Source organism: Bacillus sp. JJ634 (assembly GCF_036962285.1).
Taxonomy (GTDB): domain Bacteria; phylum Bacillota; class Bacilli; order Bacillales; family DSM-1321; genus Peribacillus; species Peribacillus asahii_A.
On record NZ_JBALMU010000122.1, the window covers coordinates 1 to 21,298 of the forward strand.

At 38.9% G+C, this 21,298-nt stretch carries 24 protein-coding genes and 2 other annotated features; all 24 genes read left to right on the top strand.

Features of this window, described 5'->3' with window-relative positions; translation table 11 throughout:
• Window positions 1–210 precede the first annotated feature (210 nt).
• The gene (locus tag V7068_RS17285; RefSeq protein WP_252288240.1) at window positions 211–672 is read left to right on the top strand and encodes a CtsR family transcriptional regulator; all 462 of its coding nucleotides are present in this window, start codon (window positions 211–213) and stop codon (window positions 670–672) included.
• Window positions 673–693: 21 nt separating this feature from the next.
• Window positions 694–1,245, top strand: a complete 552-nt coding sequence (mcsA, locus tag V7068_RS17290) for a protein-arginine kinase activator protein McsA (protein WP_252292518.1) — start codon at window positions 694–696, stop codon at window positions 1,243–1,245.
• On the top strand, window positions 1,242–2,318 hold the full coding sequence (gene mcsB, locus V7068_RS17295; protein ID WP_252282883.1) for a protein-arginine kinase McsB: 1,077 nt from the start codon (window positions 1,242–1,244) through the stop codon (window positions 2,316–2,318). The genes mcsA and mcsB overlap by 4 nt, the downstream gene beginning before the upstream one ends.
• 13 nt (window positions 2,319–2,331) lie before the next feature.
• On the top strand, window positions 2,332–4,770 hold the full coding sequence (gene clpC, locus V7068_RS17300; RefSeq protein ID WP_127758640.1) for an ATP-dependent protease ATP-binding subunit ClpC: 2,439 nt from the start codon (window positions 2,332–2,334) through the stop codon (window positions 4,768–4,770).
• Window positions 4,771–4,962: 192 nt separating this feature from the next.
• Window positions 4,963–6,351, top strand: a complete 1,389-nt coding sequence (gene radA / locus V7068_RS17305) for a DNA repair protein RadA (protein WP_127758641.1) — start codon at window positions 4,963–4,965, stop codon at window positions 6,349–6,351.
• A 3-nt stretch (window positions 6,352–6,354) separates the two neighbouring features.
• The gene (disA, locus tag V7068_RS17310; protein ID WP_499713817.1) at window positions 6,355–7,428 is read left to right on the top strand and encodes a DNA integrity scanning diadenylate cyclase DisA; all 1,074 of its coding nucleotides are present in this window, start codon (window positions 6,355–6,357) and stop codon (window positions 7,426–7,428) included.
• Window positions 7,429–7,602: 174 nt separating this feature from the next.
• The gene (locus tag V7068_RS17315; protein WP_499713818.1) at window positions 7,603–8,691 is read left to right on the top strand and encodes a PIN/TRAM domain-containing protein; all 1,089 of its coding nucleotides are present in this window, start codon (window positions 7,603–7,605) and stop codon (window positions 8,689–8,691) included.
• A gap of 13 nt (window positions 8,692–8,704) precedes the next feature.
• Window positions 8,705–9,409 (top strand): 2-C-methyl-D-erythritol 4-phosphate cytidylyltransferase, encoded by a 705-nt coding sequence (gene ispD / locus V7068_RS17320; RefSeq protein ID WP_499713819.1) that lies wholly within the window; start codon window positions 8,705–8,707, stop codon window positions 9,407–9,409.
• Window positions 9,410–9,414: 5 nt separating this feature from the next.
• On the top strand, window positions 9,415–9,894 hold the full coding sequence (gene ispF / locus V7068_RS17325; RefSeq protein ID WP_127758644.1) for a 2-C-methyl-D-erythritol 2,4-cyclodiphosphate synthase: 480 nt from the start codon (window positions 9,415–9,417) through the stop codon (window positions 9,892–9,894).
• A 98-nt stretch (window positions 9,895–9,992) separates the two neighbouring features.
• The gene (gltX, locus tag V7068_RS17330) at window positions 9,993–11,450 is read left to right on the top strand and encodes a glutamate--tRNA ligase (protein ID WP_499713820.1); all 1,458 of its coding nucleotides are present in this window, start codon (window positions 9,993–9,995) and stop codon (window positions 11,448–11,450) included.
• A 43-nt stretch (window positions 11,451–11,493) separates the two neighbouring features.
• Window positions 11,494–11,738: a binding site (T-box leader), on the top strand.
• Between the two features lie 310 nt (window positions 11,739–12,048).
• Window positions 12,049–12,693: a serine O-acetyltransferase gene (cysE, locus tag V7068_RS17335; RefSeq protein WP_499713824.1), complete on the top strand. Its 645-nt coding sequence runs from the start codon at window positions 12,049–12,051 to the stop codon at window positions 12,691–12,693.
• Between the two features lies 1 nt (window position 12,694).
• Window positions 12,695–14,092, top strand: coding sequence for a cysteine--tRNA ligase (gene cysS, locus V7068_RS17340; protein WP_499713821.1), 1,398 nt, complete (start codon window positions 12,695–12,697; stop codon window positions 14,090–14,092).
• Between the two features lie 3 nt (window positions 14,093–14,095).
• Window positions 14,096–14,515 carry a Mini-ribonuclease 3 gene (locus V7068_RS17345; RefSeq protein WP_375351105.1) on the top strand — a complete coding sequence of 140 codons (420 nt, stop codon included), beginning with the start codon at window positions 14,096–14,098 and terminating at the stop codon, window positions 14,513–14,515.
• A complete protein-coding gene (rlmB, locus tag V7068_RS17350; RefSeq protein WP_127758649.1) occupies window positions 14,512–15,255 on the top strand; it encodes a 23S rRNA (guanosine(2251)-2'-O)-methyltransferase RlmB in 744 nt (247 codons plus the stop codon). The genes V7068_RS17345 and rlmB overlap by 4 nt, the downstream gene beginning before the upstream one ends.
• 4 nt (window positions 15,256–15,259) lie before the next feature.
• A complete protein-coding gene (locus V7068_RS17355; RefSeq protein ID WP_499713822.1) occupies window positions 15,260–15,769 on the top strand; it encodes an NYN domain-containing protein in 510 nt (169 codons plus the stop codon).
• Between the two features lie 67 nt (window positions 15,770–15,836).
• Window positions 15,837–16,487 carry an RNA polymerase sporulation sigma factor SigH gene (sigH, locus tag V7068_RS17360; protein ID WP_119118196.1) on the top strand — a complete coding sequence of 217 codons (651 nt, stop codon included), beginning with the start codon at window positions 15,837–15,839 and terminating at the stop codon, window positions 16,485–16,487.
• A gap of 232 nt (window positions 16,488–16,719) precedes the next feature.
• Window positions 16,720–16,869 (top strand): 50S ribosomal protein L33, encoded by a 150-nt coding sequence (gene rpmG, locus V7068_RS17365; protein WP_119118197.1) that lies wholly within the window; start codon window positions 16,720–16,722, stop codon window positions 16,867–16,869.
• Window positions 16,870–16,920: 51 nt separating this feature from the next.
• The gene (secE, locus tag V7068_RS17370; RefSeq protein WP_252292531.1) at window positions 16,921–17,103 is read left to right on the top strand and encodes a preprotein translocase subunit SecE; all 183 of its coding nucleotides are present in this window, start codon (window positions 16,921–16,923) and stop codon (window positions 17,101–17,103) included.
• Window positions 17,104–17,331: 228 nt separating this feature from the next.
• On the top strand, window positions 17,332–17,865 hold the full coding sequence (gene nusG, locus V7068_RS17375; RefSeq protein WP_127758651.1) for a transcription termination/antitermination protein NusG: 534 nt from the start codon (window positions 17,332–17,334) through the stop codon (window positions 17,863–17,865).
• Between the two features lie 185 nt (window positions 17,866–18,050).
• On the top strand, window positions 18,051–18,476 hold the full coding sequence (gene rplK, locus V7068_RS17380; RefSeq protein ID WP_029282857.1) for a 50S ribosomal protein L11: 426 nt from the start codon (window positions 18,051–18,053) through the stop codon (window positions 18,474–18,476).
• Between the two features lie 104 nt (window positions 18,477–18,580).
• Window positions 18,581–19,279, top strand: coding sequence for a 50S ribosomal protein L1 (gene rplA / locus V7068_RS17385; protein ID WP_252292533.1), 699 nt, complete (start codon window positions 18,581–18,583; stop codon window positions 19,277–19,279).
• A gap of 50 nt (window positions 19,280–19,329) precedes the next feature.
• Window positions 19,330–19,480, top strand: a sequence feature (ribosomal protein L10 leader region).
• 39 nt (window positions 19,481–19,519) lie between these two features.
• Window positions 19,520–20,020: a 50S ribosomal protein L10 gene (gene rplJ, locus V7068_RS17390; protein WP_119118201.1), complete on the top strand. Its 501-nt coding sequence runs from the start codon at window positions 19,520–19,522 to the stop codon at window positions 20,018–20,020.
• Between the two features lie 57 nt (window positions 20,021–20,077).
• On the top strand, window positions 20,078–20,440 hold the full coding sequence (gene rplL / locus V7068_RS17395; RefSeq protein WP_499713823.1) for a 50S ribosomal protein L7/L12: 363 nt from the start codon (window positions 20,078–20,080) through the stop codon (window positions 20,438–20,440).
• 161 nt (window positions 20,441–20,601) lie between these two features.
• Window positions 20,602–21,207, top strand: coding sequence for a class I SAM-dependent methyltransferase (locus tag V7068_RS17400; RefSeq protein ID WP_499713825.1), 606 nt, complete (start codon window positions 20,602–20,604; stop codon window positions 21,205–21,207).
• Window positions 21,208–21,298 lie beyond the last annotated feature (91 nt).

The following is a 21,298-nucleotide window of genomic DNA, read 5'->3' on the forward strand; positions in this document are numbered from 1 at the left end:
AGGACGTCGCCAAGCATACATGAGATCAGCTGAAAAGCTGATTTTTTTTGTGAATTTTTTTCTATGCATGTGTAATCATGGATATATTAGGGGAAACTTATCCTATATCATACAAAAAAATACAAAATATGAACCATTTAATTTGCAAATTATAATTTTCGTTGTATAATATTAGTCAAATATAGTCAAAGTCAGGATGGAGGAGGTTGAGTGAGAAACATATCCGATATTATTGAAATTTATTTAAAGCAAATATTGGAAATGAGTCAAAAAGACATTTTAGAAATTAAAAGAAGTGAAATTGCAGATAAATTTCAATGTGTTCCTTCTCAAATTAATTATGTTATTAATACAAGATTTACAATTGAAAGAGGATTTCTGGTAGAAAGTAAACGTGGTGGCGGCGGTTATATTCGGATTATGAAAATCAAATCACAAGAACACGCCCATCTTATTGATCAGTTAATCTCTATTATCGGCTCTAGAGTCTCACAATCAACTGCTGAAGGAATTATTGATCGGCTCATTAATGAAGACATTATCAATCATCGAGAAGCAAAGATTATGATGAGTGTTATTGATCGATCGGTTATTTATATCGATTTACCTGATCGAGATGAATTAAGGGCAAGAATTTTAACTGCGATGCTTACTACGCTAAAATATAAATGAGTCTTGCAGGGGTGAGAGTGCATGATATGCCAAGAATGTAATCAGAGGCCAGCTGCCCTTCATTTCACGAAAATTGTAAATGGTGAAACAACCGAGGTGCATATTTGCGAAAAATGTGCTCAGGGAAAAAGCGATCTGTTTATGGAAAATGGAGGATCTGGTTTCTCAATTAATAACTTATTAGCAGGGCTATTGAATATAGAGTCTAATTTTCAACACCCTAAGGCGAATTCTTTCCCAAAGACAGAGGAAGTACGTTGTCCGCACTGTCAGCTTTCTTTTAGGGAATTTGTTCGTATCGGTAAATTTGGATGTGCGACCTGCTGTGAAACTTTCAATAAACAGCTTAATCCTATTTTAAAGAGAGTGCATAGCGGTAATACTGCTCATATAGGTAAAATTCCTAAAAGAATTGGTGGTGCGCTGCATCTAAAAAAACAACTGGCCGAGATGAAAGATACGTTAAAAACTTATATCGACCAAGAAGAATTCGAAAAAGCTGCGGAGATTCGAGATAAAATTAGGGCTTTGGAAAAACGGGTTCATGCACAGGGTGAGGGGGATGAGTCATGAGTTTAGAGAAATTTTTACAAAATGCCCTCAGTTCTTGGATGAATCATGAAGGACCTGAATCCGATATCGTCTTAAGTTCCCGCGTTCGACTTGCTAGAAATTTTAAAGAGTATACCTTTCCAACATTATTTTCACATGAAGAGGCAAAATCCATTCTTGAATTGATCAAAAAACGTTTGGAATCAGAAGTGAATTCAGAGATTGGTCAATTAGAGATGATAGAAATGGAGCAACTTCAAGCATTAGAAAAACGTGTGCTTGTTGAAAAACATTTAATCAGTCCTAAACTCGTTGATGAATCTACACACGGAGCTTGTTTATTATCAGACGACGAAGTCATTAGTGTGATGATTAATGAAGAAGACCATGTAAGAATCCAGTGTTTAATGTCAGGCTTGCAGCTAACAAAAGCCTTACAATTAGCAAATATATTAGATGATTGGTTAGAAGAAGCAATCGACTATGCATATGATGAAGAGAGAGGATACTTAACAAGCTGCCCGACGAATGTTGGCACAGGCTTACGTGCTTCAGTTATGATGCATTTACCAGGGTTAGTCTTGACTCAGCAAATTAATAAAATCATCCCAGCCATCAATCAGCTTGGTCTTGTTGTTCGCGGGATGTATGGTGAAGGCAGTCAAGCGTTAGGGAATATCTTTCAAATATCTAATCAAATTACGCTTGGTAAGTCTGAAAAAGACATCGTTGAAGATTTAACAAGTGTTGTTCAACAAATTATTGCCCAAGAAAGAGCAGCAAGAGAAGCATTAGTGAAAACCTCAAACATACAATTAGAAGATAGAGTTTTCCGTTCTTACGGAATTTTGTCAAACGCAAGGATTATCGAAACGAAGGAAGCGTCTACTTGCATTTCTGATGTGAGGTTAGGAATAGATTTAGGATACATTCAAAATATTTCAGAGAGCATCCTCAATGAATTAATGATTTTAACGCAACCAGGCTTTCTACAAAAATATGCCGGTGGACCATTAAGACCTTATGAAAGGGATATGCGTCGCGCGGCCCTCATCCGAGAGCGTTTAAACTTAGATACAAAAGAACATTCTTAAGGAGGAATTCACTATGATGTTTGGTCGTTTTACTGAGAGAGCTCAAAAGGTATTAGCATTGGCTCAAGAAGAAGCAATTCGTTTAGGTCATAATAATATTGGTACAGAACATATCCTTCTAGGCTTAGTACGTGAAGGGGAAGGGATTGCAGCTAAAGCGTTATATGCCCTTGGCCTAGGTGCAGATAAAATTCAAAAAGAAGTGGAAAATTTGATTGGGCGTGGTCAGGATACGTCTCAAACGATTCACTATACACCAAGAGCTAAGAAAGTCATTGAACTTTCTATGGATGAAGCAAGAAAGCTAGGACACTCATATGTGGGCACGGAGCATGTCCTATTAGGGCTTATTCGTGAAGGTGAGGGAGTAGCGGCTCGTGTGTTAAACAATCTAGGTGTTAGCTTGAACAAGGCACGTCAGCAAGTTCTTCAGTTGCTAGGAAGTAATGAGTCTGGCGGGCATCAAGGCGCGGCAGCAGCGAATGCTAGCACACCAACATTAGACAGTTTAGCACGTGATTTAACTGCAATTGCTCGTGAAGGCAGTCTAGATCCTGTTATTGGGCGCAGTAAAGAAATTCAACGTGTCATTGAGGTGTTAAGTCGCCGTACAAAAAACAATCCTGTTCTTATTGGAGAACCTGGTGTTGGTAAAACAGCGATTGCAGAAGGCTTAGCACAGCAAATTATTAACAATGAAGTCCCAGAAATTTTGCGAGATAAGCGAGTCATGACGCTTGATATGGGTACAGTCGTGGCTGGTACAAAATATCGTGGTGAATTTGAAGACCGCTTGAAAAAAGTCATGGATGAAATTCGCCAGGCTGGAAACATTATTCTATTTATCGATGAATTGCATACGTTAATCGGTGCAGGCGGCGCAGAAGGTGCTATTGATGCTTCTAATATTTTAAAACCTTCATTAGCACGTGGAGAGCTTCAATGCATCGGGGCAACAACGCTTGATGAGTATCGTAAATATATTGAAAAAGATGCAGCACTTGAGCGCCGTTTCCAACCAATTCAAGTAGATGAGCCAACGATTGAAGAGTCCATTCAAATTTTAAAAGGTTTACGTGACCGTTATGAAGCACATCACCGTGTATCAATTACAGATGAAGCAATTGATGCGGCGGTTAAATTATCGGATCGTTATATCTCTGACCGATTCTTACCAGATAAGGCGATTGACTTAATTGATGAAGCAGGTTCAAAAGTACGTTTACGTTCTTATACAACGCCACCAAATTTAAAAGAGTTGGAAGTGAAATTAGAAGAGGTGCGTAAGGAAAAGGATGCTTCTGTTCAAAGTCAAGAGTTTGAAAAAGCCGCTTCTCTTCGTGATACAGAACAACGTTTACGTGAACAACTGGAAGAAACGAAGAAAACGTGGAAAGAGAAACAAGGTCAAGAGAATAGTGAAGTAACCGTTGAAGATATTGCCCATGTTGTATCTAGCTGGACAGGTGTACCAGTAACAAGATTAGCTCAAACAGAATCTGATAAACTGCTAAATATGGAATCGATTCTTCATGATCGTGTAATTGGTCAAGAAGAAGCAGTCATTGCTGTTTCAAAAGCAGTTCGCCGTGCAAGGGCAGGATTAAAAGATCCGAAGCGTCCGATTGGTTCATTCATTTTCTTAGGTCCTACAGGGGTTGGGAAAACGGAACTTGCCCGTGCCCTAGCTGAATCAATCTTTGGTGATGAAGATGCCATGATTCGCATTGATATGTCAGAATACATGGAGAAGCATTCAACATCTCGTCTAGTTGGTTCACCTCCAGGTTATGTTGGATATGAAGAAGGCGGTCAATTAACGGAAAAAGTTCGCCGTAAACCATACTCTGTCGTGTTGCTAGATGAAATTGAAAAAGCGCATCCAGATGTATTTAATATTTTACTCCAGGTATTGGAAGACGGAAGATTAACAGATTCAAAAGGTCGTACCGTTGATTTCCGTAACACGATTTTAATTTTGACATCGAATGTTGGTGCGGCGGCGTTAAAAACGAATAAATATGTCGGATTTAATATTCAAGATGAAGGCCAAGATTACAAAGATATGAAAGGAAAAGTGATGGAAGAATTAAAACGTGCTTTCCGTCCTGAATTCCTAAACCGTATCGATGAAACAATTGTGTTCCACTCATTAGAGAAAAAGCATTTAACAGAGATTGTTTCATTAATGGCTGATCAATTAATTAACCGTTTAAAAGAGCAAGATATTTTCCTAGAGCTAACAGAGGCAGCAAAGGAAAAAATCGCTAAAGAAGGATTCGATCCAGAATACGGTGCACGTCCAATCCGTCGAGCTTTACAAAAACATGTGGAAGACTTCCTTTCTGAAGAACTATTAAAAGGAAATGTTCAAAAAGGACAAAAGGTTGTACTAGATCTTGTAGATGGGGCATTAACCATTAAACAGCCTGAAGCTGTTCCGCATGAATAATTAAAGAACGAAAAAACATCGAGGTACATGCATTTATTGCAGTGTACCTCTGTTTTTATATACAATAAAAAACTAGCTTTAGGTTAATTTTTCTAAAATATACGTATGAAGGCGTTTCCAAAAAGGATTAAATAGAGTCTATGTGTAATATCTTTTATTAATACCCAGTTTAGGGTAGAAGGAGCAAGTAGAGTGGCTAAAAAGAAGACAAAATTTATGTGTCAGTCATGTGGATATGAATCACCGAAGTGGATGGGGAAATGTCCTGGGTGCGGCGAGTGGAACAAAATGGTGGAGGAAGTCGAAATTGTAAAGCCGGGGAGAAGGGGAGCGTTTGCTCATTCTGATACACAGATTGGGACAGGAGAAAGAATTAAAGCTGCTCCGATTACGACGATTCAAACCGAGCAAGAGCCGCGTATTGCAACAGATTTAGCAGAATTAAACCGTGCTCTTGGCGGCGGGATTGTGCAAGGTTCGCTTGTTTTAATTGGCGGTGATCCGGGAATTGGGAAATCAACTTTGCTTCTCCAAGTATCCTCGCAGCTTGCTCGCAAAGGAAAGAAAGTGCTCTACATTTCTGGAGAAGAATCGGTGAAGCAAACGAAGTTAAGAGCAGACCGCCTTGGTGTGGCATCTGAGAATCTATTTGTTTATTCTGAAACAGATATGGATTATATTCAACACGCTATTAGTGAAGTGAATCCTGATTTAGTGATCATCGATTCTATTCAAACAGTCTATCAATCCGAAGTTACATCTGCACCAGGAAGCGTCTCCCAAGTGCGTGAATGTACAGCTACATTAATGCGAATTGGAAAGACAAAGGGCATTGCCATTTTTATTGTCGGGCATGTTACGAAAGAAGGAGCGATTGCTGGTCCACGCTTGCTCGAACATATGGTCGATACGGTGTTATATTTTGAAGGAGAGCGACATCATACATATCGAATTATTCGAGCAGTAAAAAATCGTTTCGGTTCGACAAACGAGATGGGGATTTTTGAAATGAAAGAAGATGGCTTAGAAGAAGTAGCCAATCCATCTGAGATTTTTCTAGAAGAACGGTCCCAGGGAGCCTCGGGTTCGACTGTTGTTGCCTCGATGGAAGGAACGCGGCCAGTCCTCGTTGAAATTCAAGCTTTAATTTCACCAACAAGCTTTGGGAATCCGCGTCGTATGGCTACAGGCCTTGATCATAATCGAGTGTCATTGTTAATGGCAGTATTAGAGAAGCGTGTCGGTTTACTGCTGCAAAATCAAGATGCTTATTTGAAGGTAGCTGGCGGTGTGAAACTGGATGAGCCGGCAATTGATTTAGCGGTTGCGATTAGTATTGCTTCTAGCTTTCGGGATAAACCAACAAGACCAACAGATTGCTTTATCGGTGAAGTAGGCTTAACAGGGGAAGTTAGACGGGTATCTAGAATTGAGCAACGTGTTCAGGAAGCGGCAAAACTCGGATTTGAGCGGGTGCTTCTTCCGTCCAATAATATGGTTGGTTGGACGGTGCCTAAAGAGGTTGAAGTTATAGGCGTTTCATCCGTAGCAGAAGCGCTTCAATACGCATTAGGGGGGTAAAATATGAATGATAAAAAACTTTATGAAAAAATAAAGTTAGACATTTTGCAACTTGTTGCGCCAGGGACGCCATTACGTGAAGGGATTGAGAATGTACTCCGGGCTAATACAGGTGGTTTAATAGTCGTTGGGTACAATGAAAAAGTTCGTTCGATTGTCGATGGCGGATTTAAAATTAATTGTCCTTGTACGTCCAGTACATTATATGAACTAGCTAAAATGGATGGCGGGATTATTGTAAATGAAAAAGCAGATACGATTTTGCTTGCGAATGCCCAGCTTGTCCCTGATATTAGTGTTTCTTCTACAGAAACAGGCATGCGCCACCGAACAGCGGAGCGGGTTGCACGGGAGACAAAATCGCTTGTTATTGCCATTTCTCAGCGACGTAATGTCATTACCTTATACCAAGGGAATTTTCGTTACGCGTTAAAAGATATTGGTGTCATTTTGGCAAAGGCTAATTTAGCGATTCAAACGTTAGAGAAATATAAAGTCGTGTTGCAGCAAAGTATTGCCGTTTTAGGTGTTTTAGAATATGAGGAAATCGTCACGTTTGCGGACTTGCTTCAAGTGTTTCATCGATATGTGATGGTATTGCGTATTAAAGCAGAACTTGTCGCGTATTTACATGAATTAGGTACAGAAGGACGCCTTATTCGTTTACAAATGAATGAAATTCTTGCTGATATCGAAATTGAAGGCAAATGGCTTATTAAAGACTATGCATGTAAAAACGATGAAAATCCCGATCTTGTTGTGGCAAAACTCCAAGAATTAGCTATGCAGGAGAATTTAGATGAGGGTGCTCTATTGAAAACTTTGGGATATAATGGATATATTCATCTTGATGAATTAGTACATGCTAGAGGCTATCGCATGCTGCATAAAATTTCTCGTCTCCCGGGGTTAATTATTGAAAATCTAGTGCAACGCTTTGGCAGCTTTGCTGATATTCATAAAGCTTCTGTTGAGGAATTGGATGATGTCGAGGGAATTGGCGAAGTGCGTGCCAATAAGATTAAAGAAGGGCTTCGTATTTTAAAAAATCAGCTTGTGACAGACAGAAGGATGTAAGTAAATAGGTCTATTCTTCTCGAATTTCCCCGAAAAATGAGAGGTACTTCCTTTTTGACACGTAATTCGTACGGTGCTAGGCTTAAAAAGAAATCCTTTTTATCTCGTTTAACTGAAGTATATATGATTGTATTTGTATAAAATTGTTCATAATGGAGAGAGGGAGGTGAAATGATGTTAAAGCGGATTATACAAGCCTGCTTTTTAATAATTGGTGGAACACTCGGTATGTTTCTTATTCCGGAATTATTAGTGGTGTTAAGTGCCGATGATGTAGCTATTTTAAATAATCCTTATGCAAGTGTACTCCTAGGAGCTATTATTTTTTATCTTCTTACGTTTTGGTTATTGGATTATGTTTTAAACTTTATGAAGTGGTTAGAAGAGCAGCTTGTTAAAGTCCCAATTACGGATATTATTTTTGGAAGTTTGGGGCTGTTGGTCGGTTTAGTCGTGGCTTATCTTATTAGTTCAGCGTTTAATGCGATTCGCGTACCGATACTAGATACCATTGTGCCAATTATTTTAACGTTGTTATTTGGTTATTTTGGTTTTCAAGTAGGTGTGAAAAAGCGCGATGAACTATTGAATCTATTTTTGAAAGCAAATAAAAAGAAACATGTAACCAGTGAAGAAAGTGAAGAAGAGTCAAATCATAAATTAAAAATCCTAGATACTAGTGTTATTATTGATGGTCGAATTGCGGACATTTGTCAAACGGGCTTTTTAGAAGGGACGATTGTCATTCCACAGTTTGTATTGAACGAACTTCAACACATTGCAGACTCTTCTGATGCGTTAAAAAGAAACCGCGGTCGCCGAGGTTTGGATATTTTGAATCGTATTCAAAAAGATGTGCCGATTAAGGTGGAAATGTATGAAGGAGATTTTGAAGATATTCAGGAAGTAGATAGTAAGCTAGTAAAGCTTGCTAAAGTAACAGGCGGCATTGTGGTGACCAATGATTTTAATTTGAATAAAGTGTGTGAATTTCAAAAAGTAGCTGTATTAAATATTAATGATTTGGCCAATGCGGTAAAGCCGGTTGTTCTTCCGGGTGAAGAAATGAGCGTGCAAGTAATTAAGGATGGGAAAGAGCAGAATCAAGGTGTAGCCTATTTAGATGATGGGACGATGATTGTAGTTGAAGGTGGAAGAGATTATATTGGAAAGCGACTGGATGTACTTGTTACGAGTGTATTGCAAACGTCTGCCGGACGAATGATCTTTGCGAAACCGAAGCAATTAGAGAAAGCATTATAGAGGAGAAACGGTTATGTTGTATGAAGTGGTGATTCCCGCAGCGGGACAAGGGAAAAGGATGAAGGCGGGGAAGAACAAGCTATTTATTGAACTTTCAGGGATTCCCATTATTATTTATACGTTGCAAGTATTTGAGGCGGACCCTCATTGTCAAGGTATCATTTTAGTCATTAATCCAGCAGAAGAGGCTTATTTTACCGAATTAATGGATGCTTATGGATTGAAGAAAGTAAAGAAATTAGTAGCTGGCGGGGCGGAACGTCAACAAAGTGTTTTTAACGGTCTAAAGCATATAAATGAGGAAATTGTACTTGTACATGATGGAGCGCGTCCGTTTATTGATCAGGCGTTGATTCATTCATTAACGGAAGCCGCTTCCCTTCATGCTGGAGCAATCGTTGCTGTACCAGTTAAGGATACGATTAAAAGGGTGGAAGAACGATCTGTAGTGGAGACCGTTGAACGATCAAGCTTGTGGGCGGTACAAACGCCACAAGCTTTTCGTGTGCCTATTTTGTATAAAGCACATAAACAGGCAGAAGCGGATGAATTTCTTGGTACAGACGATGCTAGTCTTTTAGAGCGGATGGGTGAACAAGTGGTTATTATTGAAGGGGATTATGATAATATAAAAATTACGACACAAGAAGATCTTTATTTTGCCGAAGCTATTTTACATAAGCAGGCGAAGAGGAAGATGGAGAAAGAGAAGGAGTGAATAGAATGTTTCGAATTGGACAAGGATTCGATGTTCATCAGTTGGTAGAAGGAAGACCGTTAATTATTGGCGGCATTACGATCCCTTATGAGAAAGGGCTGCTTGGTCACTCGGATGCGGATGTCTTGCTTCATACTGTAGCTGATGCCGTACTTGGAGCGATTGGTGCTGGCGATATCGGAAAGCATTTTCCTGATACAGACCCTGAGTTTAAAGATGCGGACTCTGCCAAGCTTCTTGAGCATGTTTGGAATCTAGTGAAACAAGAAGGCTACAAGCTAGGGAATATTGATTGTACGATTATTGCCCAAAGCCCCAAAATGGCGCCTTATATTGAAGCAATGCGTGAGCGGATTGCTCAGCTATTAGAGGCGACGGTGGAGCAAGTAAACGTCAAAGCGACAACAACAGAGAAGTTAGGCTTCACAGGGCGCAAGGAAGGGATCGCTGCTCAAGCTGTTGTACTATTGGTGAAGTCAAATTAAAAGTCGTTCATCTGTGAATCGAAGTTTCCTTTATTCGAGTCTGTTTAAATGATAAAATATATAACGGTAAATTCGTGAGTATTTAGGAGGAGTTAGACATGAGCAGCGAAATCCGAGTTCGCTATGCACCGAGTCCAACTGGACATTTACATATAGGAAATGCCCGTACGGCTTTATTTAATTATTTATATGCACGAAACAAAGGCGGTAAATTTATTATTCGTATTGAAGATACAGATACGAAGCGTAATATTGAAGGCGGCGAAGAAAGCCAACTGAAATATTTAAAATGGCTAGGTATGGATTGGGATGAAAGTATTGATGTTGGTGGCGAGTATGGACCATATCGTCAGTCAGAGCGAAATGACCTTTATAAAAAATTGTACGAAGAACTATTAGATAAAGGATTGGCGTATAAATGCTACTGTACAGAAGAAGAGCTGGAAGCGGAACGCGAAGCGCAGCAGGCAAAGAACGAGACGCCGAAGTATTCTGGAAAGTGCCGTCATTTAACGGCTGAGGAGCAAGCGAAGTTAGAGGCGGAAGGTAGAAAGCCGAGCATTCGTTTTGTCGTTCCTGCAGGTAAAGTATATACATTCCAAGATATGGTGAAGGGTGAAGTATCCTTTGAATCAGAGGGCATCGGTGATTGGGTTATCGTAAAGAAGGATGGAATTCCTACTTATAACTTTGCTGTAGCTGTGGATGATCACTTGATGAAGATTTCTCATGTTTTACGTGGAGATGATCATATTTCCAATACACCAAAGCAATTGATGATTTATGAAGCATTTGGTTGGGAACCGCCAATTTTCGGTCATATGACGTTAATTGTGAATGAGAGCCGAAAGAAATTAAGTAAACGTGATGAGTCCATTATTCAATTTATTGAGCAGTATGAGGCATTAGGGTATGTGCCGCAAGCATTGTTTAACTTTATCGCGCTTTTAGGCTGGCATCCAGGCGGCGAAGAAGAAATTTTCTCAAAAGAAGAGTTTATTAAACTGTTTGATGCAGAGCGGTTATCGAAGTCACCGGCGCTTTTTGATCAGCAAAAATTAACTTGGTTAAACAATCAATACGTGAAGCAGCTTGACCTGGATCGTGCGGTTGAAATTTCTTTACCACATTTGATTAAAGCAGGAAAAGTAGCAGAGGTGCGTACAGCCGAGCAGGATGAATGGGTTCGTGATTTAATTGGTCTATATCAAGAGCAAATGAGCTATGGAGCAGAGATTGTTGATTTATCTCAATTGTTCTTTAAAGAAGAATTGGAATTTGAAGAGGAAGCGAAAGAGGTATTAGCGGAAGAGCAAGTACCGGAAGTCATGCAAGCTTTTCTTCAAGAAGTGGAAGCATTAGAAGCTTTTACAGCGGAAGAAATTAAGAAATCCATTAAAGCTGTTCAAAAAAGCACAGGACATAAAGGGAAGAAGCTATTTATGCCGATTCGTGCAGCAGCAACAGGTCAAACGCATGGTCCGGATTTACCAAAAGCGATTGCCCTGTTAGGCAAAGAAAAAATTAAACAACGCTTGCAAAGTATTTTATATTAACAATTTGCCAAAAATATAATATAGTATTAAATAATCTTACAAGTTAAACGCGTTGATAGGGAGAAGTAGGAAAACGATGCTTTAATAGAGAGAACCATAACCTGCTGAAAGTGGTTCAGGCCCCTCGTTTTTTGAAATGCACCCTTGAGTACTTTGCTGAATGAATAGTAGGCAAAGGCGGCTGTCCTCCGTTATCGGGATAAAAGTTGGGAATGATAAAATGAATGTTTAACCTATGTTTATCATTCCAAACAGAGTGGAACCGCGCTTTCTATTAGCGTCTCTGTCTATTTAGACAGGGGCGCTTTTTGTTTTTTACAGGGAAAATATAAATGGCTGTATCTTCTGGTTTTCTAATGCTTGTCAGGACTGAGTAAGCCGCTTGTATGTTTGTTCTTTTTAAGGCTCTATTACATATATGAATTGAGCTATGTAATAACGGCATATAAAAAGTCTATCTTTATATGAACAGGGGGGCGTGTTATTTATTATGGTTAACTGTGATTGTAGGGGTATATCCAGTTGAGGAAGTAAAGAAGTGTTTTGAGTTGTAGAGATAAGTAAGTGTCGAACTATGGGGGGGATTACATTGTTTAAAATGTTTAAAGAGGATGTTGAAGTCATTTTTGATCAAGATCCAGCAGCGCGTAGTTATTTAGAAGTTATCTTAACGTATTCAGGTCTTCATGCTATTTGGAACCATCGAATTGCTCATGCATTTTATAAAAGAAAGCTATATTTTATTGCCAGATCTATTTCACAGATTAGCCGCTTTTTCACAGGAATTGAAATTCATCCGGGGGCAAAAATTGGCCGTCGTTTCTTTATTGATCATGGGATGGGGATTGTGATTGGAGAAACATGCGAAATTGGGGATAATGTATCCGTTTTCCAGGGAGTTACACTTGGCGGAACAGGAAAAGAAAAAGGGAAGCGTCATCCGACGATTGAAGATAATGTGTTAATTGCAACAGGTGCGAAAGTGCTGGGTTCGATTACAGTAGGAGAGAATTCAAAGATTGGGGCAGGTTCTGTTGTGCTGAAAGAAGTACCGCCTAATTCAACGGTTGTAGGGATTCCGGGGAAAGTCGTTATCCAAGACGGTGTTAAGGTGGGGAAAGACCTCAATCATTCAGATCTTCCTGATCCTATTGCAGACCGCTTTAAAGAGCTGGAAACAGAAATTAAACAATTGAAAGTGGAATTGGAATTGGCTCGAAAGCAGGAAGAAAGGAGTTTATAAAATGGCTATTAAGATTTATAACAGTGTAACGCGCCAGAAGGAAACGTTTGTTCCAATGGAAGAGGGAAAGGTTAAAATGTATGTATGCGGGCCGACCGTTTACAATTACATTCATATTGGGAATGCAAGACCTGCAATTGTTTTTGATACAGTTCGCAATTATTTGAAATACCGTGGATATGATGTAACGTTTGTTTCAAACTTTACCGATGTTGATGATAAGCTAATTCGTGCTGCTAAGGAATTAGGAGAAGATGTACCAACGATTTCTGAGCGCTTTATTCAAGCTTATTTCGAAGATGTTTCAGCTTTAGGTTGTAAAAAAGCCGATGTTCATCCAACAGTTATGGAAAACATGGATGCTATTATTGAGTTTGTCGAAGCGTTAATCGAGAAAGGCTATGCGTATGAATCAGAAGGAGATGTGTACTATCGTACTCGTAAATTTAAAGAATACGGTAAACTTTCTCAGCAATCGATTGACGAGCTCCGAGTCGGTGCCAGAATTGAAGTTGGCGACAAGAAACAAGATGCTCTTGATTTTGCTCTTTGGAAAGCGGCAAAAGAAGGCGAAATTTCTTGGGATAGCCCTTGGGGAAAAGGTCGCCCAGGTTGGCATATTGAGTGCTCGGCGATGGTTCGTAAATATCTCGGAGACACCATTGATATCCATGCAGGCGGTCAAGATTTAACGTTCCCTCACCACGAAAATGAAATTGCTCAATCAGAAGCATTAACAGGAAAAACATTCGCTAGATATTGGATGCATAATGGATATATCAATATTGATAATGAAAAAATGTCAAAGTCGCTAGGTAATTTCGTTCTAGTGCATGATATTATCCAACAACATGATCCGCAAGTACTTCGTTTCTTTATGCTGTCTGTACACTATCGTCATCCGATTAACTATAGTCAAGAGGTGATTGAGAATACGACAGCGGCCTTTGAACGGTTAAAAACGTCGTATCAAAACTTAAAACATCGTTTGCAAGTAAGTAATGGTTTGACAGATAACAAAGATAGTTGGCTTCAAAAAGTGAAGGAGCTTCATGAGCAATTTGTTCAAGAAATGGATGATGATTTTAATACAGCTAATGCCATTTCGATTTTATTTGAATTATCGAAGCAAGCGAATTATTACTTAATGGAGAAGAATACAGACAAGGAAGTCATTGAAGCATTTATACATGAATATGAAGTATTATTCTCTGTTCTTGGTTTAAGCTTAGAAGAAGAAGGATTGCTGGATGAAGACATTGAGCGTTTAATTCAAGAAAGAATTCAAGCGCGAAAAGACCGTAATTTCCAACGATCTGACGAAATTCGTGATCAATTAAAAAGCATGAATATTATTCTAGAAGACACTCCTCAAGGTACACGCTGGAAAAGAGGGTAATGTATGCTCTATTATGAACAGGAAATTGATGCGAAAATGTTAAATAGTTTAGCTCTTGCTTATATGGGTGATGCCGTATACGAAACGTATATCCGGTATCACCTCATTCAAAAAGGCTCGGTAAAACCCCATCTTCTTCATAAAAAAGCAACCGCTTTTGTATCAGCAAAAGCACAGAATACGATTATTCATTTTTTCTTAGAAGAGAATTACTTAACAGAAGAAGAGGCGGCGGTTGTCCGTCGGGGACGAAACGCAAAATCGGGCACGGTTCCGAAAAATACGGATGTTCAAACGTATCGTTATAGTACAGCGTTTGAAGCCTTAATCGGTTACCTGTATTTATTGAAGCGGCAAGAGAGAATGGAAGAAATTATAAAACGGTCGATTCAATTTATTGAAGAAGGGACGGCTATCCGATGAGCGAAGAATTTATTATTGGAAGAAACCCTGTGCTAGAAGCGCTGCGCTCTGAGCGGGAGGTTAGTAAAATTTGGATTGCTGAAGGCTCACAAAAGGGCTCCATGCAACAAGTGATAGGAATTGCGAAGGAGAAAAAGGTATTTGTACAAATCGTTCCGAAGAAGAAAATTGATCAAATGGTCGAAGGAATTCATCAAGGCGTTGTCGCTAAAGTGGCTGCTTATGAATATGCAGAGGTAGATGATTTATTTGCTAGAGCGGAAGAGCGCGGCGAGGCTCCATTTTTTATGATTTTAGATGAAATTGAAGATCCGCATAATCTCGGTTCGATTATGAGAACAGCTGATGCAGCAGGTGCTCATGGTATTATTATTCCGAAGCGTCGTGCAGTCGGTTTAACGGCAACGGTGGCAAAAGCTTCAACAGGTGCAATTGAATATATTCCGGTAGCGCGTGTCACGAACTTAGCTCGTGCAATTGAAGAACTGAAAGAACGTGGAGTTTGGATTGTAGGTACAGATGCTAAAGGAAGCGATGACTATCGTAACCTAGATGGGAAGATGCCGATTGGTCTTGTAATTGGCAGTGAAGGAAAAGGAATGGGACGATTGACAAAAGAGAAGTGCGACTTTCTCATTCGCCTGCCAATGGTAGGGAAAGTTACTTCATTGAATGCTTCAGTTGCTGCTAGTTTATTGATGTATGAAGTTTATCGTAAACGCAACCCTTTAGGGGAATAATGAGATGAACATTCTGTTGGTCGACGGTTACAATATTATTGGAGCATGGCCGGAACTAAGAGAATTAAAGCAACGAGATCTTTCTGCTGCTAGAGATCGTTTAATTGAATTGATGGCGGAATACCAAGCATTCATGGGATATCGTGTCATTATTGTTTTTGATGCTTACTATGTTCAAGGAGTTTCTCGCACATTTAAAAATCATAAAGTTGAAGTCATTTTTACGAGAGAGAATGAAACAGCTGATGAGCGGATTGAGAAAATGGCCATTGAATTAAATAATATTAAAACGCAAATTCAAGTAGCAACATCAGATTATACGGAGCAATGGGTCATTTTTGGACAGGGAGCCCTCCGGAAATCAGCGCGCGAGCTATTGATTGAAATGGAGCAAGTCCGTGGTGCGATTAAGAAGGATGTATCGAAGACAACGAGGAAAAAACCAGCTTCCAAAATTCCCTTAAGTGATAAAGTGGCTGAAACTTTTGAAAAATGGCGAAGAGGAAAGCTATGAAAGATTGACGACTAAAATTTACCTACTGTATAATATTTCTATCTGAGTACGGTCAGGAGGATGAGAGATGGGCGTTAAATCCGGAATGAAGCTGAATGAAGAGTATATACAGCTTGATGACGATGAGCTAGTGGGTTTAGTACACAAAGGTGATAGTGAAGCGCTAGATTATTTAATTCAAAAGTACCGTAACTTTGTAAGAGCAAAAGCTAGAACGTATTTTCTAATTGGTGCGGACAAGGAAGATATTGTTCAAGAAGGTATGATTGGTTTGTATAAAGCAATTCGTGATTTTAAAGGTGATAAGTTATCTTCTTTTAAGGCGTTTGCTGAGCTATGTATTACAAGGCAGATTATTACGGCCATTAAGACAGCAACTCGTCAAAAACATATACCGCTTAATTCCTATGTTTCTCTGGACAAGCCTATTTATGATGATGAATCTGATCGCACTCTTATGGACGTTATTTCGGGAGCGAAAGTGTTAGACCCGGAAGAGCTTATGATTAATAAAGAAGAATTCGATGATATTGAAGTGAAGATGGCAGAACTGCTAAGCGATTTAGAACGGAAAGTACTTTCTTTGTATTTGGATGGACAAACGTACCAGGAAATTTCAGAAGAGCTAAATAGGCATGTCAAGTCTATCGATAATGCATTACAACGTGTGAAAAGAAAACTAGAGCGCTATCTAGAAGTTAGAGAGATTAACTTATAGTTTCTCCGTTTTTTCTACTGAATCTCCACATTGTATCGATTGACTTAAAATGTCAAAATGAATCCTCTCTTCCTAAGAAAGTGGTACGATTATTCACCGCAAATGGGTTTAAAACTCCTTACCTTGTATGTATTGAACGAATTGCTAGATGCAGTTAAATGAAATCACGTTGACAATAAAAAACAGTCATGATAAGTTTTTATGGATGTAGTAGATAGGATAGGTGTATAATATGCGTAAAAAAATTATCTTAGCTTGTACAGACTGTGGTTCTAGAAATTATAGCTCAGAAAGTAACAAAGCATTGAATGTTGAACGTCTTGAAATTAAGAAGTTCTGTAAGACATGTAATGCTCATACGGCACATAAGGAAACAAAGTAAGGTTTTTTTAAATAGATAGACAGTAGTTACCTATGCTTGGAGGTTACATTCATGAAACGCCTGACTGAATTTTTCCGCGGTGTAGCTCGCGAAATGCGAAAAGTGAGCTGGCCAAAGCGGAAAGAATTAACGAAATATACAATTGTTGTTTTAGCGACTGTTATTATTATGTCATTATTCTTTGCTGTTGTGGACTTAGGAATTTCTGAATTAATTCGTTTAGTTGTTGAATAAGAGGTTCGAAAATAAGGTATAATAGTGATAGAATAAGTAAGTATGAGAGAAAAGCCCGGTTACGGGTTTTTTAATTTGTCTTTATTTAGAGAAAGAATGGCCTTGGCTTACGCTTGTAAGTCTACATGAGATGAAATTGTTGATTTTTGCTTATTTTATTAATGATATTGTTTCATAGGCTCAAAATATAGTGAGTGCAGGGAGGGAAGGACGTTATAGTCCTACTGAATGGAAAAGAATTGGTATGTAGTTCACACCTATTCGGGATATGAGAATAAAGTAAAAGCGAACCTTGAGAAGCGTGTAGAGTCCATGGGGATGCAAGATAAGATTTTCCGAGTGATTGTGCCTGAAGAAGAAGAAACAGAAATTAAAGATGGTAAAAAGAAAGTGTTGAAGAAGAAGGTATTCCCTGGATATGTACTAGTAGAAATCATCATGACAGATGATTCTTGGTATGTAGTCAGAAATACGCCGGGTGTCACAGGTTTCGTCGGTTCTTCTGGAGCAGGATCAAAGCCAACGCCTCTTCTTCCAGAAGAGATTGAAGTTGTGTTAAAACGCATGGGTGTTGAAGAAGGCAGAGTGGAAGTGGACTTTGAAGTAGGTGATTCTGTAACAGTGAAGGAAGGGCCGTTTGCAAACTTTGGCGGAACTATCGAAGAGCTGGATACAGATAAGAGCAAAGTTCGTGTGCTTGTAAATATGTTTGGTCGAGATACTCCGGTTGAACTCGATTTTGATCAAGTGGAAAAATTATAAACGGAAAAAAACTTGAAATAGTATTTTGAAAGTGGTAAAATTTCAAAGGTCAGTATGTTTCAATTTCGAGACCTATATGTTACAAATATTCTTTATTATTATGTTAATAAAGAATTTCAGATGAGTGGGAGGGTTTCTATAGATTCCCTATTACCACATCACGGACTTATAAGGAGGTGTGTCTCGTGGCTAAAAAAGTAATTAAAATGGTTAAATTGCAAATTCCTGCTGGTAAAGCGAATCCGGCACCGCCAGTTGGTCCTGCACTAGGTCAAGCTGGTGTTAACATCATGGGATTCTGTAAGGAGTTTAACGCTCGTACAGCAGATCAAGCTGGTCTAATTATTCCTGTTGAAATTACGGTATTTGAAGACCGTTCATTTACATTCATTACGAAAACTCCACCTGCTGCAGTATTGCTTAAGAAAGCAGCTGGTATCGAGTCTGGTTCTGGAGAGCCTAACCGTAATAAAGTTGCTACAGTCAAGCGTGATAAAGTACGCGAGATTGCTGAAACAAAAATGCCTGATCTAAACGCTGCAAACGTTGAGTCTGCAATGCGTATGGTTGAAGGTACAGCACGCAGCATGGGTATTGTCATCGAAGACTAATCCATGTAAAGGTTATCGGTTTTCTACGGGGTTGCGATTTACTCGCAACCTTTATTAGTGGGAGGTCATTCCGTTAAAACCACAATATAGGAGGATTATATATCATGGCTAAAAAAGGTAAAAAATATCTTGAAGCGGCACAATTAATCGACCGCACAAAAGCTTATTCAGTGGTTGAAGCTGTTGAATTAGCGAAAAAAGCAAATTTTTCTAAATTCGATGCTACAGTTGAAGTTGCTTTCCGTCTAGGTGTAGACCCTAAGAAAGCTGACCAACAAATCCGTGGAGCAGTTGTGCTTCCAAACGGAACTGGTAAAACTCAACGTGTATTAGTATTCGCTAAAGGTGAAAAAGCAAAAGAAGCTGAAGCTGCTGGTGCTGATTTCGTAGGTGATGCTGACTACATCAACAAAATCCAACAAGGATGGTTTGACTTCGACGTAATCGTTGCAACTCCAGATATGATGGGTGAAGTTGGTAAACTTGGTCGTGTATTAGGACCAAAAGGTTTAATGCCAAATCCAAAAACAGGTACAGTTACATTCGACGTAACGAAAGCTGTTAACGAAATCAAAGCTGGTAAAGTAGAATACCGTGTTGATAAAGCAGGAAACATTCATGCTCCAATCGGTAAAGTTTCTTTCGAAGATGCTAAACTAGTAGAAAACTTCACAACTATTTACGAAACTTTACAAAAAGTAAAACCTGCGGCTGCTAAAGGAACTTACATGAAAAACATTTCTGTAACAACTACAATGGGCCCTGGTGTAAAAGTTGACGCTTCTACATTCAATGCAAAATAATTAATTGACATTACAAGGTAGTTGATGTTACAATATATCTTGTTGTGAATAAATGAATAACTTTTGTACCGTAGACAGTAGGTGCTTGATTTCAAGCTTAATGCCCTACCGAGGTAATTAGATAAAACTAGTCACTGACTATGATTTTTGAAATTACTGCCTTCATGTCTGCAAAGGAATGAAGGCTTTTTCTATGAACGGTATAAATGTTTTCAAGCAAATCTCATAGGAGGTGTAAGGATGAGCGCAATTATTGAACAAAAGAAACAAATCGTTGTTGAGATTGCTGATAAATTCAAAGCGAGCCAAACAGCTGTTGTTGTTGATTACCGTGGATTAACAGTTTCTGAAGTAACAGAACTACGTAAACAACTTCGTGATGCTGGGATTGAGTTCAAAGTATACAAAAACTCTTTAACTCGTCGTGCTGCTGAAGCTGCTGAAATCGCTGGTTTAAACGAATCTCTAACAGGTCCAAATGCAATTGCATTCTCTACTGAAGATGTTGTTGCACCAGCTAAAATCCTTAACGATTTTGCTAAAAAACATGAAGCACTAGAAATTAAAGCGGGTGTTATTGAAGGGAACATTGCAACTGCTGAAGAAATTAAAGCACTTGCAGAACTACCATCACGCGAAGGCTTGCTTTCAATGCTTCTTTCTGTGCTACAAGCACCTATCCGCAATCTTGCTCTTGCTGCAAAAGCAGTTGCCGATCAAAAAGAAGAACAAGGCGCGTAAGTTAATCTTCGGCCTTAACTAGTAAACAATAAAACATATCTTAGGAGGAAATATACAATGACTAAAGATCAAATCATTGAAGCGGTTAAAAACATGACTGTTTTAGAATTAAATGACCTTGTAAAAGCTATCGAAGAAGAATTTGGTGTAACTGCTGCTGCTCCTGTAGCTGTAGTTGGTGGCGCTGCTGGTGCTGTTGCTGAAGAACAAACTGAGTTTGATGTGGTTCTTGCTTCTGCTGGAGACCAAAAAATCAAAGTTATCAAAGTTGTTCGTGAACTTACAGGTCTTGGCCTTAAAGAAGCGAAAGAAGTTGTTGATAACGCTCCAAAAGCACTTAAAGAAGGCGTATCTAAAGAAGAAGCTGAAGAAATCAAAGCTAAACTTGAAGAAGTTGGAGCTAACGTTGAAGTTAAGTAATCTTGCATAAACAAAAAAGCTCGCTAATTTGGCGGGCTTTTTTCTCTTTTACCATAAATGAATGATTATCTTTTTGGTAAAGAGTAGCAAGTCTATTGTCTTCAACTAATCTTCTCTTTTATAATCTTCAAACATTCCTTTTCTGATAGGAGGAGACGACTCTGACAGAACATTATTATTCAAATAAACCGGGTGTTGAAAGTAATCCGAAGTTCTGGGATTATACATTAAGAGGGCGTTCTTTTCGCTTTAAAAGTGATAACGGTGTTTTTTCGAAAAATGATATCGACTTCGGGTCGCGGCTATTAATTGAAAGTTTTCATCTTGAGGAAGATGTTGAAGGCAAAATCCTTGATGTTGGATGTGGCTATGGTCCGATTGGCCTTTCAATTGCAGCATCCTATCCGGAGAGAACGATTGAAATGATTGATGTAAATAGTCGCGCTGTGGAATTAGCGAAAGAAAATGCTTCATCGAATGGGATTCATAATGTAGAAATTCATGAGAGTGATCGCTTTCAACAAGTTACTTCCACTCAATTTGCTGCTGTTTTGACGAATCCGCCCATTCGAGCTGGCAAGACAGTTGTGCATGAAATCTTGGAGCAAAGCTTCGACCGACTCAATAAAGGCGGTTGTTTGTGGGTGGTTATTCAAAAGAAACAAGGGGCGCCATCTGCTATGGAGAAGCTGGAACAATTATTTGGAAATGTAGAAGTAGTTGAAAAGAAGAAAGGTTATTACATCTTAGTTTCTAAAAAAAATTGACTCTCAAATTTCACTATGTTAGTATTATACAATGCATATATATAATTCCGTTACTATGCAATTTTTATACCAATCGTGTATAATAATTGTA